Raw genomic sequence first — 13428 nt, 5'->3', positions numbered from 1 at the left:
AGGCTGCCCCGTTTAGCTGTTAAAAACAGTATGCAGCAGTTTCGCCGTTATTTGCATAAATGAGTAATCATAGGTGCTCCTCCACAAGGCACGGGTAGCCACCGTCCTTGCGGACTCCGGGTGATCTCGGTAGTAGCTGAGCTTCTCACTCAATTCCCGGCTGGTGTGATATGTGATGATGTCTTCACCGGGATTCATATATGCATACAGATTGGGATGATCTTCTGCCAGCTGGACAGCGCCGCAGGAAGCGATTTGAAAAGCTCGAAGCGGCGGCTGCCCCCAGTGGATAATGATCTCGGCCCCATTGTAATAATCCTGCAGCTCTGTACCAGGAGACACCAGGGTAATTTCGGGATATTCCTCCCAGCCTTTGCCGGCTGCATAAACCTTACAACCGCTGAGCTGCGGAGAGAGTTCGTGAAAGTAGGCTATTCCGGCTGGAAGTACGTCTCCAAGCAGCAGCAGGTCACAGCGGTAAGCGTCATCCACATATTTGGGGCTGAAGATGTTCCGGTCCGCAGCAAAAGGCAGATAATTAACAGAACTGCTGCCGGAGTGCTGATAAAAAGGGATATGATACATGTTTTGCGTAAATACATAGTTAAACAGAGCTGCCAGCCGGCCGGTGGAGCTGCTCGTGCCGGAGCTGTCGGTGAGCCAGATTGCTTTTTTGAGAGTGGCTCTGCGGATTACCTCCAGATCATTGTCCGAGAAGTCTGCATCGCTGCCCACGACCAGCAGCAGATCCGGATTGAGCTGAACCAGCGCTGTAGAGAAGCTCTGGTATGCCTTGATGGCTACAACTTCTTTGGTAAGCAGCCTGAACTGGTCGGCAATCAGCTGTTCGGTCTGCCACAGCTCCTCTCCCGACATGGAGGATACGAGTAGAATCCGCAGTTTTTTGAACTCAACGGCCCTGGCAGGCTGCGGAAGATTAGCGGATGATTGCTGCTGCATTATATTTATATTTTTGAGTGCCCGGATCACCGTATGAGCAATAAGCTTTCTGGATCTGGGATGCAGCCGAATGGTTTTGCCGGTGGTTCTGATACGGTGTTTCGTTTTCTTGTTCATGCGCTGCTGGAATCCCTCCTTACTCAACCCTGCACTGTTTTATTTTATGAGAAAGCAGTAAATTTGCTACAATTCAAAGAATGAATTTGGATTTCCGGCGGTTTTCTTACATAATATAGAGTAGCACTACAAAATCATAACCAAGAGCCATTACCTGCGGGCAATGGATTCTGTACAGAAGAGGCGAATTTAATGATCATCATGAAAACGATGGAAGAGATTGAGAAAATGCGCGCAGCCGGCAAAATATTGGCTGAGTGCCACCGGCAAATCGCTCAGATGCTCAAGCCCGGAATTACGACCTGGGAGATTGACCAGTTTGCTGAGAAGTTCATTCTCTCCCAAGGCGCTACCCCTGAACAAAAAGGCTATCATGGATATCCATATGCGACCTGTGCATCCGTGAATGATGTCATCTGCCACGGCTTCCCCAAGCATGAGGAACTGAAGGATGGAGATATTGTAACGATTGACATGGTAGTTAACTTAAACGGCTGGCTGGCTGATTCGGCCTGGTCCTATGGCGTTGGCACAATTAGTGAGCAGGCGGACAAATTGCTGACTACCACCAAAGAGTCAATGTTCAAAGGAATTGAGCAGGCGGTGGCCGGCAACCGGATCGGTGATGTCGCCCATGCCATCCAGGTATACGCGGAAGCTAACGGCTTCTCCGTGGTCCGTGATTTCATCGGGCACGGCATCGGCTCCGAAATGCATGAAAAACCGGATGTGCCTCACTATGGACCGGCTGGCAAAGGCCCGCGCATTAAGGAAGGTATGGTATTCACCATTGAACCTATGCTGAACACCGGGAGCTACAGGACCAAGATCGATGCGGACGGGTGGACAGCGCGTACCTTTGACGGCGGATTGTCGGCACAATATGAGCATACGCTGGCGGTAACTCCGCAGGGCACAATTATTTTGACAGAGCTGTAAGATCAGCTTCTGCCTGCAATATTATGAAGAATGTAAGGTAAAACCCGGACTATGGTCATGTTTTCATGCCGCAGTCCGGGTTTTTCTGTCTAACTGTGTCGGAATTCACGGCTTATCTCAGATCTATTGAATATAATGGAGACTTAAAAGCTGAAGAGAATAGAGGCTTGTGAAATGGCAACAGATAAACCGTGTAAGAATCTGCATCGCTCCCCCAGCCCGGCACAGTGCATGGAGCATTATGGCTGCATCTATGAGAATAATCATCTCATTACATTGCTGGTGGACCCGGAGAACGGCGGAATTGCTGATGCCAACCGGGCAGCATGCGAATTCTATGGCTACAGCATCCGGCAATTCAGACAGCTTCTGATCTGCGATCTGGCGGCTGACCGGAAATCGGGGGTTCAGGAATTTGTACAGAAGGCGCTGCCTGTGGGTAGTGAGGAGAAGAACCGGGTGTTCATCGACCGGCATGTCCTGGCCAGCGGGGAGCCCATTGATGTGGAGGTTCATACCGGCATGATGACGATGCTGGGCAAAAACTGTGTATACACCGTAATTCACGATATCAGCGAACGTGTCCGTTCGGAGCAGCGGCTTAGAGAAAGTGAAGAACGGTACAGAGATCTGGTCGAGCTGTGCCCGGAGGCTATTCTGGTCTACAGCGGCGGCACCATCCTGTTCGCCAATAAGCAGACAGAGCGGATGTTCGGCGCCAAGAAGCAGGAACTGATCGGCAAAAGGATTGAGGATTTCTTCAATGAGGTGTACTTCCAGAGTGCGGAGCATAACAAGCTCAAGACAACGGGTCTGCTGAAAGAACGCTTCCGCATTGAACAGCGGCTGATCAGGCGGCAGGACAACCGTATCTTTGATCTTGAAATTTCCGGAGTGCCGGTAATATATGAAGAAGCGAAGGCACTGCAGCTGGTGTTCAGGGATATCACCGAGAGTAAGAGGGAAGTGGAGCGGGCGGTCCGGCTTCAGGAGCACCGGCACGCGGTATCCTTTCCGCTGGACAGCAAGGCGGTCCTGGAGAAGCTGTACATTCCGGCCAGAACCTTAAGCGGCGATTTCTTCATCTTCCATAAAGTCAATGAGGAGCAGGTCATTGGCATTATCGGCGATGTGACCGGTAAGGGGATTACTGCAGCGCTGAATATCTCGGCCCTCCGCGTGCTGTTCATGGACAGCCTATCATGCACACAGGACCCCGTACAGGTACTGAACGATCTGAATTACAAAGCACTGCAGCATCTGGGCGAGGATTATATCGCGGGCTGCTGCTTCCTGCTCGACTTCGAAGCGGGACTGCTCAAGGCAGCCGGAGCCGGAATTAACGAGTTTCTCTATGTTCCCCGCGGCAGGGACTGCGAGAGGATTACCGTTAAAGGGGCTCCACTCGGCATGTTCGAGAGCAGTGAATTTGAGGAGAAGACCATCCCGTTTCGATCCGGGGACCGCTTTTGCTTCTATAGCGACGGGATGGAACTGCTGTTTGACAGTGATGAGCTGGGACGGGAGTATGGTTATCTGCTGGAGAGGTTTGCCGGGGCAGCGCTGCAGGATGACTGCACCTGGCTCGGTTTGAATATCAAGTGACGGACGGATATTCCTGCTGCAAGGCTGTGCTTTGACAGAAACATCAGCAGAGCGGTGATTACAGAACTTTTAAGGAGTGAGTCATGGGAGCTGTTCATAAGGAAGTGATGCTTCACGGGCTGGAGCGTCATCAGATGGTCATTGACGGCATCATTCAAGAGCTTGAATTAGAAGCCTATGCGTTTGATATCCGCCTGATTCTGATCGAAGCGGTAACCAATGCCTATTACCACGGGAACCTCAGTGATTGCAGCAAACCGATTACCATACGCTATCTGCTGATGGATCAGCTGCTGAAGCTGCAGATAGAGGATTCGGGGGCCGGGGATGGCAAGCTGGTGTTCCCGGAGGCGATCGGGAGCGATGAGTTATTGGAAGAAGGGGGAAGAGGATTGTACCTGATCCGCTGTTTCTCGGACAGTGCAGAGATGATACATCATACGATGTACATCAGCAAGAGTATCTGTCCCTCATAGATTTACAAAGGGGAGAATTCGGTGAAATTAAGTTTGAAAGTCAAAATGAGTATCCTGTTATTTCTGATTATCAGTGTGCCGCTGAGCATATCCGGCGTTGTATCCTTTCAACTGGCTTCCGGTGCCTTACAGAAGACGATTGAAGAGGAACTAAGGGGAACCACTAATTCCTCAGCCAGAGCGGTGGATGCCGAGCTTGAAGCGGCAGGCAATAGTCTGGGTATCGCCAGCAAGAACAACGTACTGGCTGAATTCGCCGCGGATCCTTCTGCCGCATCACTAAAAAGCACAGCATTTAATTATGTATCCGGTGTGCAGAAGGACAACGCCAAGCTGCTGGAATCGCTGATCATCGCGGATACAAACGGTAAGGCGCTGATTACCAGCAGCTCTGAATCGCCCGAGCTTGATGTGCTGGACCGTGAATACTTCCAGGAAGCGCTGCAAGGCAAAGACGCCGTCAGTGAAGTTATTCTGTCACGGGAGACGAATCAGTACATCATAGCGATTGCCAGACCACTGCAGGTAAATAATCAGATTACAGGTGTGTTAATCGGCACCGCCTTGTTTGAGAATATCGCTTCACCGGTAACCGAGGTGAAGATTGGAGAGCATGGCTACGGATATATGATTGACCGTACCGGCCTTATCGTCTCGCATCCTGAGCAGGACAAGGTCCTGAAGGAGAATCTGGACGGCAACAGCAATGCGGAATTGAATGAGCTGGTCCAGCTGATGAAAGCCGGAGAAACAGCCCACGGCTTCTACACCTATGAAGGCGTACATAAATATGTTTCCTTTCAGCCCGCAGGCAACTGGGTGGTAGCCACAACGGCAAATGTGCAGGATTATATGGCTCCGGCAGACGAAATCCGTAATACAACGCTGATTATTATTCTGGGCTTTATCGTCGTTGCCATGCTGGCTGCGTATTTCTTCACCACGCGTAATATTGTGAATCCGATCAAGAAGCTGGAGAGAGCCATGGGCCTGGCCGGGGACGGTGATCTGACCGTTCATACCTCAATCCGCTCCGGAGATGAGCTCCAGATGCTGAGTGAATCGTTCAATACCATGATTGACAAGCAGGAGGCCATTATCGAGAAGGTGAGAGCAGGTTCGGTATCCTTAACCTCCATGTCCGAGGAAATGGCAGCCTCCTCAGAGGAGATCAGCGCATCGATACAAGAAATCAGCTCCAGCACCCAGGAGATTGCTTCCGGTGCAGAGAACAACAATCAGTCGGTCGTCAATGCTTCCCAGGTGCTTGTACAGCTATCCAGTCTGGTGCAGCTGGCGCAGAGTAAAGCGTCGGCTACCTCCGGTAATGCGGACAACACGAATCAGGCGGCGCAGGAAGGCAGAGCCAGAGTGATTCATACGGTGGAAGCTATGGATACGATCCACAGCAGCACCAAAGAGACGGAAGAGCTGTTGCTGACGGTCAGCGGGTTGTCTGAGAAGGTATCTACAATAATCGGAACGATCAACAAGATTGCCCAGCAGACCAATCTGCTGGCGCTGAATGCTGCGATCGAAGCGGCCAGAGCCGGTGAGCATGGGCGGGGGTTCAGTGTTGTGGCTGGTGAAGTACGGAAGCTCTCTGATGAGACTCATGCACAGGCCGGCGAGATTACAGGTCTGGTCCGTGAGATGGTCTCGCGGATTACCCAGGCTGTAGATTCCATGAGAGGCGCTGCAGAGGCGGTGGAGAGCGGCGTGAGCATTGTGAATGAGACGGACCGCGCGTTCGTGCATATCATTCAGTCTGTTGAGATGATTACGGAGAATGTGCAGGAGATACTGGATATTACCAGGGATGAAGTAGCAACCTCCGATCAGATTATCAAGCTGATTGATTCCATGGGCACGATATCGGAGCTTGCAGCAGCGAACACAGAGAATGTATCCAGTGCAACGGAAGAGCAGGCGGCAACGGTCAATAATTTCGCGGCTTCTGCCCAGGAGATCAGTGCTATGGCCAATGAACTGGAGATTCTTGTTGAGAAATTTATAATCAGGGGTGAGTAGCTTGATCGAGATTAGGATTGAGATGCCGGAGCTGTTCTCGGTTGAGGAAGCCGGACATTTCAGAGAAGAAGTACGGAGTTACATCCTTGACGGCCATTCAAGCTTCCTGCTTGATTTCGGAGCCTGCCGTTTCATTGACAGCACAGGACTTGGAGTGATTGTCAGCTCGTACAAGAAATGTGTAGAGACAGGCGGTACTATAAGGCTGACGGGGATGAATGACAATGTCCGGAAGATTTTTGAGCTGACCCGCTTGACCAATGTATTTGAAATTATATAGATCTGTTGATTTGGCAAAAGGCAGGACCGTCCTTAGGACAGTCCTGCCTTTTGTCTGTGCTGCGGATGAATACCTGATTTCGTAATGCGGCGGGATGATGTTAATCGGTAATATTCCGGGTGTAATACTCGATGATATCCTTGCGGCGGATGATGCCGAGGAAGGTTCCGCTGCTGTCGACAACAGGCACGAAATTCTGGTCTGCAGCCAGTGTCAGCATATCCTCCATCTGGGCGTGAATCTCTACACTCTCGTTATGCACATGACGCTGAATGGTACTCACGGTCACTCCGGTCATATTCTCGAAACTCAGACCTTCGGTGTTCTTCAGTTTCCACAGCAGATCGCCTTCCGACAAGGTCCCAACATATTTGCCTTCTTCGTCAATAATCGGAATCGCGGAGTAATAATGATTCTCCAGCTGTTCCAGCGCTTCCCGCATGGAGATCGTGGAAGTGATATACGCCACCTGATCTTTGGGCAGCAAAAAAGAGGATATTTCCATAGGTTAGTCTCCTTTACAGTAGGATGTATACATAACGTTAGTTCAATTAAAACACATAACATGATGTAAGCGCATTAACAATTGGGTTACAACTTCGTAAGGGAAAGGGCTAAGAGCAAATAATAAAAGGATATGCAGCTCTCCCAAGGGGAAGATTCAACATATCCTTACCGGTGTCTTTGATATAAAAATGAACTTCAGGCGATTAGCCGTTCTGGCCGTTATCGTGGCTGAGCTGCCAGTAGATGCCGAATTTGTCCTTCAGGCTGCCGTAACATTGACTCCAAAAGGTCTTCTGTAATTCCATGCTGACCGTGCCGCCTTCTTTGAGCTTATGGAACCAGTCTTTGATCTTATCTTCATCCGTATCCATCAGCGTCAGGTTAATATTATTGCCTTCCACATACGGCATTCCGGGGAATACATCCGAGAACATTACTGTGCTGCCGGCAATCTTCAGGTTGGCATGCATCACCAGATGCTTGGCTTCTTCCGGCAGAGGGTGGGACGGGTTGGGCGGAGCTTCGCCGAAAGTCATCATATGCGGAGGTTCGGTCCCGAATACTTCAGCATAATATTCTACAGCTTCCCGGGTATTTCCGTTAAAATTCAGGTAAATATCGATTGCCATCTGCGTCACTCCTCTAGTGTTAATGTAAGGCAGGCACATTACTGTCATATTGTATCATGAGCCTGTCCATTTACAAATATACTTGGCAGACTCTAAGATAGGGAAGCCAAGCGCAGACATGAAAGTACAGGAGGACAATAATGTGAAAATATACGGCTGTGATTTCAGCGGGGCGAAGAACCCGGACGGCAAAATATACATTACCGAAGGGAACCTTGAGCAGGGGGAATTAACGGTTGAGCGGGTGTTCAGCTGTGAGGACCGGCTGGATCTGGCGTATTATATCCGCTCAAGCAAGGCCCCCTGGGGCCTCGACTTTCCTTTTTCCATACCGGACTATTATTTGCAGGAGCAGTATGACTCATCATGGGACAGATTTCTGCAGGGGGCTTATGACGATACCAGAGAGGACTTTAAGCAGCGGTTTGGGGTGATACACAGCGGCAGGAACAGCCGGGATCTGCGGGTGACAGACATTGCCCTGCAGGCCAAAAGTCCGGTCTCTTCGACGCCGATTGCCATGCACGGAATGCTGTACGGCGGGCGGAAGCTGCTGTTTAATTTGCGGGAGAAGGTATCCGTTTATCCCTTCGGTGAAGTCCGGGACAATGCTTCACGGCTGTATGAGGTTTACCCGAGCCACGGGTGGAAGGCACTGCAGCTCAAAAGCACCAGTCAGGACGCGCCCGGGGAGATTCCTGCCCGCTTCAACGCGCTTGTGGACGAAACGTTCGCGATAACGGTCACGGCGCAGGCTGCGCTTGGAACACTGGATGCCGGCGGGAAGCCCAATCCGCACGCCAGAGATTCTATGATGGCCTGCATACCGCTCGCGTATTGTATTTATAAATACGATCTGGAGAAGCACTGGCCTGTCCGGCCGCCATTTGCTACGGAAGGGGAATGGGCGGCCAGGGAGCGGGAGGGGCTTGCAGTCAGACTCTTTTGAAGCAATATTAAGCTTCAGAAGTTTCTATAGCTCCGGATAGAATGCCATCCACCCATGCATAGCAGCGTTCCAGCTGTTCTGTTGTGATAAGGTCAGAGCGGTGCTCGAACATGATCCTCACTCCGCTGTTCTCCTCTCGGATGATACGGAGATAGTCTTCGATGGGTGCCCAGCCGTCCGCGCGGCTTAATTCCGGCAGAGCCGGGTAATGGCTGTGCTGGACGGTGTCCTTGACCTGAACAGTCGACAGATGGATTAGTGCTGCGTATTTGGTGTATCTCCTCAGGAGCGCCCGGGCATCGAAATTGGGGTCAAACCTATCCTGCTGATACAGCCGGGCTGTATCTAGACACAGCTTAATATCAGGATACCTCACTAAAAGACGTTCCAGAAAATCCTCATTATAGACATAGCTGTTCAGTCCGTCGAATTCCAGAATAGGCTGGAAGTGATACTCGCGCCCTTTCCGGCTCAGCCAATCAAAGAGATACTCACTGTGCTGGATCAGCTCTTCCAGAGAGGTTTCACTCTCATAGATGTACTCCCTGCGGTCGCGAAACCGCCAATTGTGCCAGTCCACGTTGTCATCCAGAATGACCGGCTTCGGATAATGGAACAATACATCTCCGGACGGAGGGGGACCATATAGTCCAGCTCTTCCTGAATATGCTCAAAAGCCTCCGCGCGCTCCTGCGCATCCGGCGAGAGGAACAGGGCGTCCCGCAGCCGCGTAGCATCGGCGCGCAGCGGAAAGTGAACACCGGTGTGAAACTGGTGTTTCTGCGCCTCCGCGATCAGATTCCGGCAATCTTCCTCTGCCTTGAAGGAGCAGGCCTCGATGCCATAGAATCCGGCCTTGAAATCCTTATGGAATTTGCTGTAATCGAATCCACCATATTGACCAATCATAAATTGCTGCAAATGATTCACCCCTATCTTCGAAATCCTTCACTCTGTGAATAGTCCTGCACATAATACAACATTTTCCTCATCCTATCGGCCCAAATCCAAAATTGTTGTATAAAATGCAGGATTTCACTGTATCCAAGCGGCTTAGCGGGATTATTCTTGTATTTCATACAACAATCTTCCCGAACACCCGGCTACCAGTGGTTCAAAGTTGTAAAACGTACAACATTGTTGTCTACAGTGCTTTTTATTTAGGATGTATAATTCGCCATAATACAGTTTTTACCTGCAAAACAGTTATACTTGCGGATGTAAATTGCCGGCCGCTCTACCAGCAGCTTACTCATTGGAGATGGACAGCGGATAGGCAGTTACCTATACTGGAGGAAAGTGCCAGGGAGAGCAGAGGAGAATGATTGTGATGAGCAAGCGTATTGCCGATCAGCGGCTGATTCATCAGCGGATTCAGCAGCCTTCACCCCTTCAGCCCGGAGAAGTTGTGCGCGCGTTCGGGGCGATGCAGGCTCAGGATTACATGCAGGCCGTCTGGGCTGTAGGGCTGCGTACGCCATCAGCGGGATTGATCGAGGTTGAGCGGGCAATAGCAGACAGAAAGCTGCTGCTGACCTGGACGCTGCGCGGTACGCTTCATTTCGTGCCGCCCGAGAATACGAAGTGGATGCTTCAGCTCTGCGCTCCGCGCATTCTGCGTCAGGCTGCCGCCAGACTGACCCAGCTTGAGCTTGACGACAAGTTGCTGGAGCGTTGCCGGAAGATCATCTATACTGCACTGAAGGGCGGAAATCAGCTCACCCGCCCCGATCTGCTGAAGCTGCTGGAGGATCAGGGCATCAGCACCTCCGGCCAGCGCGGCTATCACATCCTGTGGCATAGCGCTTATAACGGTTTGATCTGCTTCGGTCCGCGGAGCGGCAAGCAGCAGACCTTCGTACTGCTGGATGAATGGGTAGAACACTCGCGCGAGCTTTCCTTCGAGGAGTCATTGAATGAACTGGCCGCGCTGTACTTCACGGCGCACGGGCCTGCGACTGTGCAGGACTTTGCCTGGTGGGCAGGACTGACGTTAACGGATGCTAGAGCAGGTCTTGAGGCCGTGAGATGCAGGCTGCAGTCGGAAGTGATTGACGGCAGCGAATACTTTATGCCAGAACCTGCAGCAATATCCGGCCCAGAACCTGCCGGTGTTCATCTGCTGGCCGGATTCGATGAATATATTCTCGGCTATAAAGACCGGAGTGCCGTGCTGGAGCCGGAGAGATTCCCGCTGATTGTGCCCGGCAATAACGGCATCTTCCTGGCGACGGTGGTGGCTGACGGCCGGGTAGCCGGAACCTGGAAGCGGACGATTAAGAGAAAAGGCGTCGAGCTGTTCATAACCCCCTTCGCTCCCCTGGAGCAAAAGGTGATAGAAGGAGTGCAGCGGGGCGCTGAGCGGTATGCACTGTTCCTGGGTCTGCCCTTAACCAAACTTGAATATCTCAAATTACCCGATTAACTGCAGCAGATTGATCACTACAACTATAACTATAACAATAACCGGACTAAGGAAGTGTTGATTATGGAAGACTACACCCCATTATTGGAACAGATACTTAAGCAGGAACAGGAGCTGCAGTTCAGCACATTCAGCAATCAGACAGCCATTCAAGTAGGCAGCGCAATCCTGGCCAGAGCCCAGGGCATGGACAAGCAGATTACGGTGGATATCCGTAAGAATGGAACGGTGCTGTTTCATGCCAAAATGGATGAGAACGGCCCCGGCAATGACCGCTGGATCGCCCGCAAAATCAATGTAGTGCATCATTTCGGACACAGCTCTTATTATATGAATGTGCTGTATAAATCATGGAATACCACGATTCAGGAGAATGCTTTTGTCGATCCGATGGAATACGCCGCCGAAGGCGGATGCTTCCCGCTTCTGATCCGGGGTGCCGGGGCAGTGGGAACCATATCCGTGTCCGGCCTTTCCGGTGAAGAGGATCATGAGATGATCGTTGCCGTGCTGGAGCAGCTGATTCATTAATGAGCTAATTCTATGAAGCAAAAGGCAGTGTCCGCGGGAAGAAGCGGAGCTGTCTTTTCTGTTTCCTGATGAAAATTAAGGGCGGATTGTCCCGCAAATTATTGGGCGAATTTCCCTAAATTATGCTATTCTAAGAGAGTTGCAGCAACCAGTCAGAATAAAGGAGACCTGCCGTATGACAGCTATCAGACAGTTAATGCCGGGAGAGGAGAAGCTGATCACTCCATTAATCCGCGAGGCGTTTGATATACATATTTCCGTCAACTACTCGGCGCAGGGGGTTATTGAATTCTACAGGTATATTGAACTTGCCGCCATCCGTAAGCGCATGCAGCAGGATCACGAGATATTCATCACCACCTCCGAGCAGGGAGTTACAGGAATCATAGAACTGCGCAACAACAATCACATCTCGCTGCTGTTTGTGAAGAATGTGTATAAAGGAACCGGTATCGGTAAAATCCTGCTGCAGCATGCGGTTGATAAAATGAAAGCAGACGGTGTCCGGCATATTACAGTGAATTCATCGCCGAATTCCACCAGCTTTTATGCTTCCCAAGGATTCGTGCCGCTTGGTGAAGAGGAAGAAGAGCGTGGGATACGTTCACTAAGCATGAGACTCGATCTGGAGGACTAACTGTATAGAAACCTCACACGGGATGTTCCATACGCCATGGAAGTGGACGTTGGGGCATCTTTTTGTGTGCCGTCAGCAGGAATAATCTGGAGTGTTATCGAATACTAGCGAATATCAACAAAATTCGACTTTTCAACTACATACATAAGCGGGGTATTGCACAATGAAAACATGGAAAAAGACCTTATTTCTCATCGTTACCTTTGGATTGATCTTTTTGCTTCCTTTATTAGGGAGTCTGGCGAAATGGCATGGCCTGCCGCCCGGTTATGGTGACTTTCCTGCACAAAAGGTAGAGGCTGACCCCGGGTTCAGCATGCTGTATTTCTCCCTGGCCTGTGTTGTAGCTCTGTTCATTACGCTGGTGCTGGTATTCCCCCGTCTGTTTGGCTTCAAGAAAACCGCGGAGGCTCCCCGGCAGGAGGGCTCAGTGACACCTTTTCCGGTCTGGTTCTGGTGGAGTCTGCCGGTCCTGGCGCTCAGCTGGTTTCTGATGTGGGCACGGATTAAGCTGTATGTTTCCTTGGAGTATTACACGTTTGTTCCGCTTTGGTGGTCATTCATACTGATCCTGGACGGACTGGTGTACAAAAGAAATAATGGGGCCTCGATTATCTCACGCAAGCCTAAGGTGATGCAGCTGCTGGCTGTGGTCTCCTGCTTCAGCTGGTTTGCCTTTGAATATCTCAATTTCTTCGTCCTCGAGAACTGGTATTATCCCAATAATGAAGTGTTCTCCAATTTCGGCAATGTGTTCTGGTTCTCCTTATCCTATACGACTGTTCTTCCGGCGATTTTCGAATGGTATTTACTCCTGAAGACCTTCCGGCTGTTCCGTACCCGGTATAGTAACGGTCCCAAACTGAAGGTATCCACAATTTTCCTGATCATCTATTATGTACTCGGCCTGATCCTGGCTTTTGGAATGGGCTATTATCCGTATCTGCTGTTCTGGGTACTGTGGGTCGCGCTTGTTCCCATGCTGTCTGCAGCGATGGCGCTTGCCGGCTACTGGACGCCCTTTACACCCATTAAGAACGGGGACTGGTCCAAGGTCATTCTGATTGCTCTGGCTACCGTGTTCAACGGATTCTTCTGGGAGCTCTGGAATTTCGGCAGTGAGTGGTTCCATGATGATGCTCCGACCAACCCGAATTATTGGAAATACTCCGTGCCTTATCTGGACAAGTTTCATATTTTCTCCGAGATGCCGCTTCTGGGATACTTCGGTTATTTATTCTTTGGGCTGAATTGCTGGATTATTTGGCTGATTGCCGCGTATGTGTTTAAATTCGACGCCGATATCGAAGTTACTGGAGAACAAAGCTAAAGGTGGAGTAGG

The 13428-nt window shown here is 50.7% G+C and carries 16 protein-coding genes; 11 read left to right on the top strand and 5 right to left on the bottom strand.

The window, feature by feature from the left end:
* Positions 1–12: 12 nt before the first annotated feature.
* Positions 13–960, bottom strand: a complete 948-nt coding sequence (locus PBOR_RS21735; protein WP_218918849.1) for a glycosyltransferase family protein — start codon at positions 958–960, stop codon at positions 13–15.
* Between the two features lie 33 nt (positions 961–993).
* Here PBOR_RS21735 and PBOR_RS37750 point away from each other — a divergent pair, with 33 nt between their 5' ends.
* The 6 genes from PBOR_RS37750 to PBOR_RS21710 all read left to right on the top strand — a co-directional run bounded on the left by PBOR_RS37750 (position 994) and on the right by PBOR_RS21710 (position 6408).
* Positions 994–1161 carry a hypothetical protein gene (locus PBOR_RS37750; protein WP_218918848.1) on the top strand — a complete coding sequence of 56 codons (168 nt, stop codon included), beginning with the start codon at positions 994–996 and terminating at the stop codon, positions 1159–1161.
* A 108-nt stretch (positions 1162–1269) separates the two neighbouring features.
* Positions 1270–2016 (top strand): type I methionyl aminopeptidase, encoded by a 747-nt coding sequence (map, locus tag PBOR_RS21730; protein ID WP_042215272.1) that lies wholly within the window; start codon positions 1270–1272, stop codon positions 2014–2016.
* Between the two features lie 174 nt (positions 2017–2190).
* Positions 2191–3621, top strand: a complete 1431-nt coding sequence (locus tag PBOR_RS21725; protein WP_052429593.1) for a SpoIIE family protein phosphatase — start codon at positions 2191–2193, stop codon at positions 3619–3621.
* An 83-nt stretch (positions 3622–3704) separates the two neighbouring features.
* On the top strand, positions 3705–4097 hold the full coding sequence (locus tag PBOR_RS21720) for an ATP-binding protein (protein WP_042215270.1): 393 nt from the start codon (positions 3705–3707) through the stop codon (positions 4095–4097).
* 21 nt (positions 4098–4118) lie between these two features.
* Positions 4119–6128 (top strand): methyl-accepting chemotaxis protein, encoded by a 2010-nt coding sequence (locus tag PBOR_RS21715; RefSeq protein ID WP_042215267.1) that lies wholly within the window; start codon positions 4119–4121, stop codon positions 6126–6128.
* A gap of 1 nt (position 6129) precedes the next feature.
* A complete protein-coding gene (locus tag PBOR_RS21710) occupies positions 6130–6408 on the top strand; it encodes an STAS domain-containing protein (RefSeq protein WP_218918847.1) in 279 nt (92 codons plus the stop codon).
* 100 nt (positions 6409–6508) lie between these two features.
* Here the strand turns inward: PBOR_RS21710 and PBOR_RS21705 are convergent, their stop codons facing one another.
* Together PBOR_RS21705 and PBOR_RS21700 are read right to left on the bottom strand one after the other, a co-directional pair.
* On the bottom strand, positions 6509–6913 hold the full coding sequence (locus PBOR_RS21705) for a CBS domain-containing protein (RefSeq protein WP_042215264.1): 405 nt from the start codon (positions 6911–6913) through the stop codon (positions 6509–6511).
* Between the two features lie 205 nt (positions 6914–7118).
* Positions 7119–7544: a VOC family protein gene (locus PBOR_RS21700; protein ID WP_042215262.1), complete on the bottom strand. Its 426-nt coding sequence runs from the start codon at positions 7542–7544 to the stop codon at positions 7119–7121.
* A 142-nt stretch (positions 7545–7686) separates the two neighbouring features.
* On the opposite strand from PBOR_RS21700, the gene PBOR_RS21695 reads away from it, so the two are divergent.
* On the top strand, positions 7687–8493 hold the full coding sequence (locus PBOR_RS21695) for a hypothetical protein (protein WP_042215260.1): 807 nt from the start codon (positions 7687–7689) through the stop codon (positions 8491–8493).
* Between the two features lie 7 nt (positions 8494–8500).
* Here PBOR_RS21695 and PBOR_RS38500 read toward each other — a convergent pair whose 3' ends face one another.
* A complete protein-coding gene (locus tag PBOR_RS38500) occupies positions 8501–9073 on the bottom strand; it encodes a hypothetical protein (RefSeq protein WP_342671075.1) in 573 nt (190 codons plus the stop codon).
* The gene (locus tag PBOR_RS38495) at positions 8998–9414 is read right to left on the bottom strand and encodes a hypothetical protein (protein WP_342671074.1); all 417 of its coding nucleotides are present in this window, start codon (positions 9412–9414) and stop codon (positions 8998–9000) included. The genes PBOR_RS38500 and PBOR_RS38495 overlap by 76 nt, the downstream gene beginning before the upstream one ends.
* 409 nt (positions 9415–9823) lie before the next feature.
* Here PBOR_RS38495 and PBOR_RS21685 point away from each other — a divergent pair, with 409 nt between their 5' ends.
* From PBOR_RS21685 to PBOR_RS21670, 4 genes are all read left to right on the top strand, one after another.
* Positions 9824–10918 carry a winged helix DNA-binding domain-containing protein gene (locus PBOR_RS21685; protein WP_245647860.1) on the top strand — a complete coding sequence of 365 codons (1095 nt, stop codon included), beginning with the start codon at positions 9824–9826 and terminating at the stop codon, positions 10916–10918.
* Between the two features lie 63 nt (positions 10919–10981).
* Positions 10982–11449 carry a heme-degrading domain-containing protein gene (locus PBOR_RS21680; protein WP_042215252.1) on the top strand — a complete coding sequence of 156 codons (468 nt, stop codon included), beginning with the start codon at positions 10982–10984 and terminating at the stop codon, positions 11447–11449.
* 175 nt (positions 11450–11624) lie between these two features.
* Positions 11625–12086 carry a GNAT family N-acetyltransferase gene (locus tag PBOR_RS35630; protein ID WP_052429592.1) on the top strand — a complete coding sequence of 154 codons (462 nt, stop codon included), beginning with the start codon at positions 11625–11627 and terminating at the stop codon, positions 12084–12086.
* 163 nt (positions 12087–12249) lie between these two features.
* Positions 12250–13416: a hypothetical protein gene (locus PBOR_RS21670; protein ID WP_042215250.1), complete on the top strand. Its 1167-nt coding sequence runs from the start codon at positions 12250–12252 to the stop codon at positions 13414–13416.
* Positions 13417–13428: the final 12 nt, after the last annotated feature.

This window comes from Paenibacillus borealis (assembly GCF_000758665.1).
In the GTDB taxonomy this organism is placed as follows: domain Bacteria; phylum Bacillota; class Bacilli; order Paenibacillales; family Paenibacillaceae; genus Paenibacillus_AQ; species Paenibacillus_AQ borealis.
The sequence above is the reverse complement of the archived record's forward strand: the minus strand, read 5'-3'. Positions and strand labels throughout refer to the sequence as shown.

What these genes read in the sequence shown, in the direction of transcription:
- PBOR_RS37750 (WP_218918848.1), top strand. Translation starts at nt 994, where the DNA reads ATGAGCAATAAGCTTTCTGGATCTGGGATGCAGCCGAATGGTTTTGCC.
- PBOR_RS21735 (WP_218918849.1), bottom strand. Translation starts at nt 960, where the DNA reads ATGCAGCAGCAATCATCCGCTAATCTTCCGCAGCCTGCCAGGGCCGTT.
- PBOR_RS21720 (WP_042215270.1), top strand. Translation starts at nt 3,705, where the DNA reads ATGGGAGCTGTTCATAAGGAAGTGATGCTTCACGGGCTGGAGCGTCAT.
- map (WP_042215272.1), top strand. Translation starts at nt 1,270, where the DNA reads ATGATCATCATGAAAACGATGGAAGAGATTGAGAAAATGCGCGCAGCC.
- PBOR_RS21685 (WP_245647860.1), top strand. Translation starts at nt 9,824, where the DNA reads ATGAGCAAGCGTATTGCCGATCAGCGGCTGATTCATCAGCGGATTCAG.
- PBOR_RS21670 (WP_042215250.1), top strand. Translation starts at nt 12,250, where the DNA reads ATGAAAACATGGAAAAAGACCTTATTTCTCATCGTTACCTTTGGATTG.
- PBOR_RS21680 (WP_042215252.1), top strand. Translation starts at nt 10,982, where the DNA reads ATGGAAGACTACACCCCATTATTGGAACAGATACTTAAGCAGGAACAG.
- PBOR_RS21700 (WP_042215262.1), bottom strand. Translation starts at nt 7,544, where the DNA reads ATGGCAATCGATATTTACCTGAATTTTAACGGAAATACCCGGGAAGCT.
- PBOR_RS35630 (WP_052429592.1), top strand. Translation starts at nt 11,625, where the DNA reads ATGACAGCTATCAGACAGTTAATGCCGGGAGAGGAGAAGCTGATCACT.
- PBOR_RS21705 (WP_042215264.1), bottom strand. Translation starts at nt 6,913, where the DNA reads ATGGAAATATCCTCTTTTTTGCTGCCCAAAGATCAGGTGGCGTATATC.
- PBOR_RS21725 (WP_052429593.1), top strand. Translation starts at nt 2,191, where the DNA reads ATGGCAACAGATAAACCGTGTAAGAATCTGCATCGCTCCCCCAGCCCG.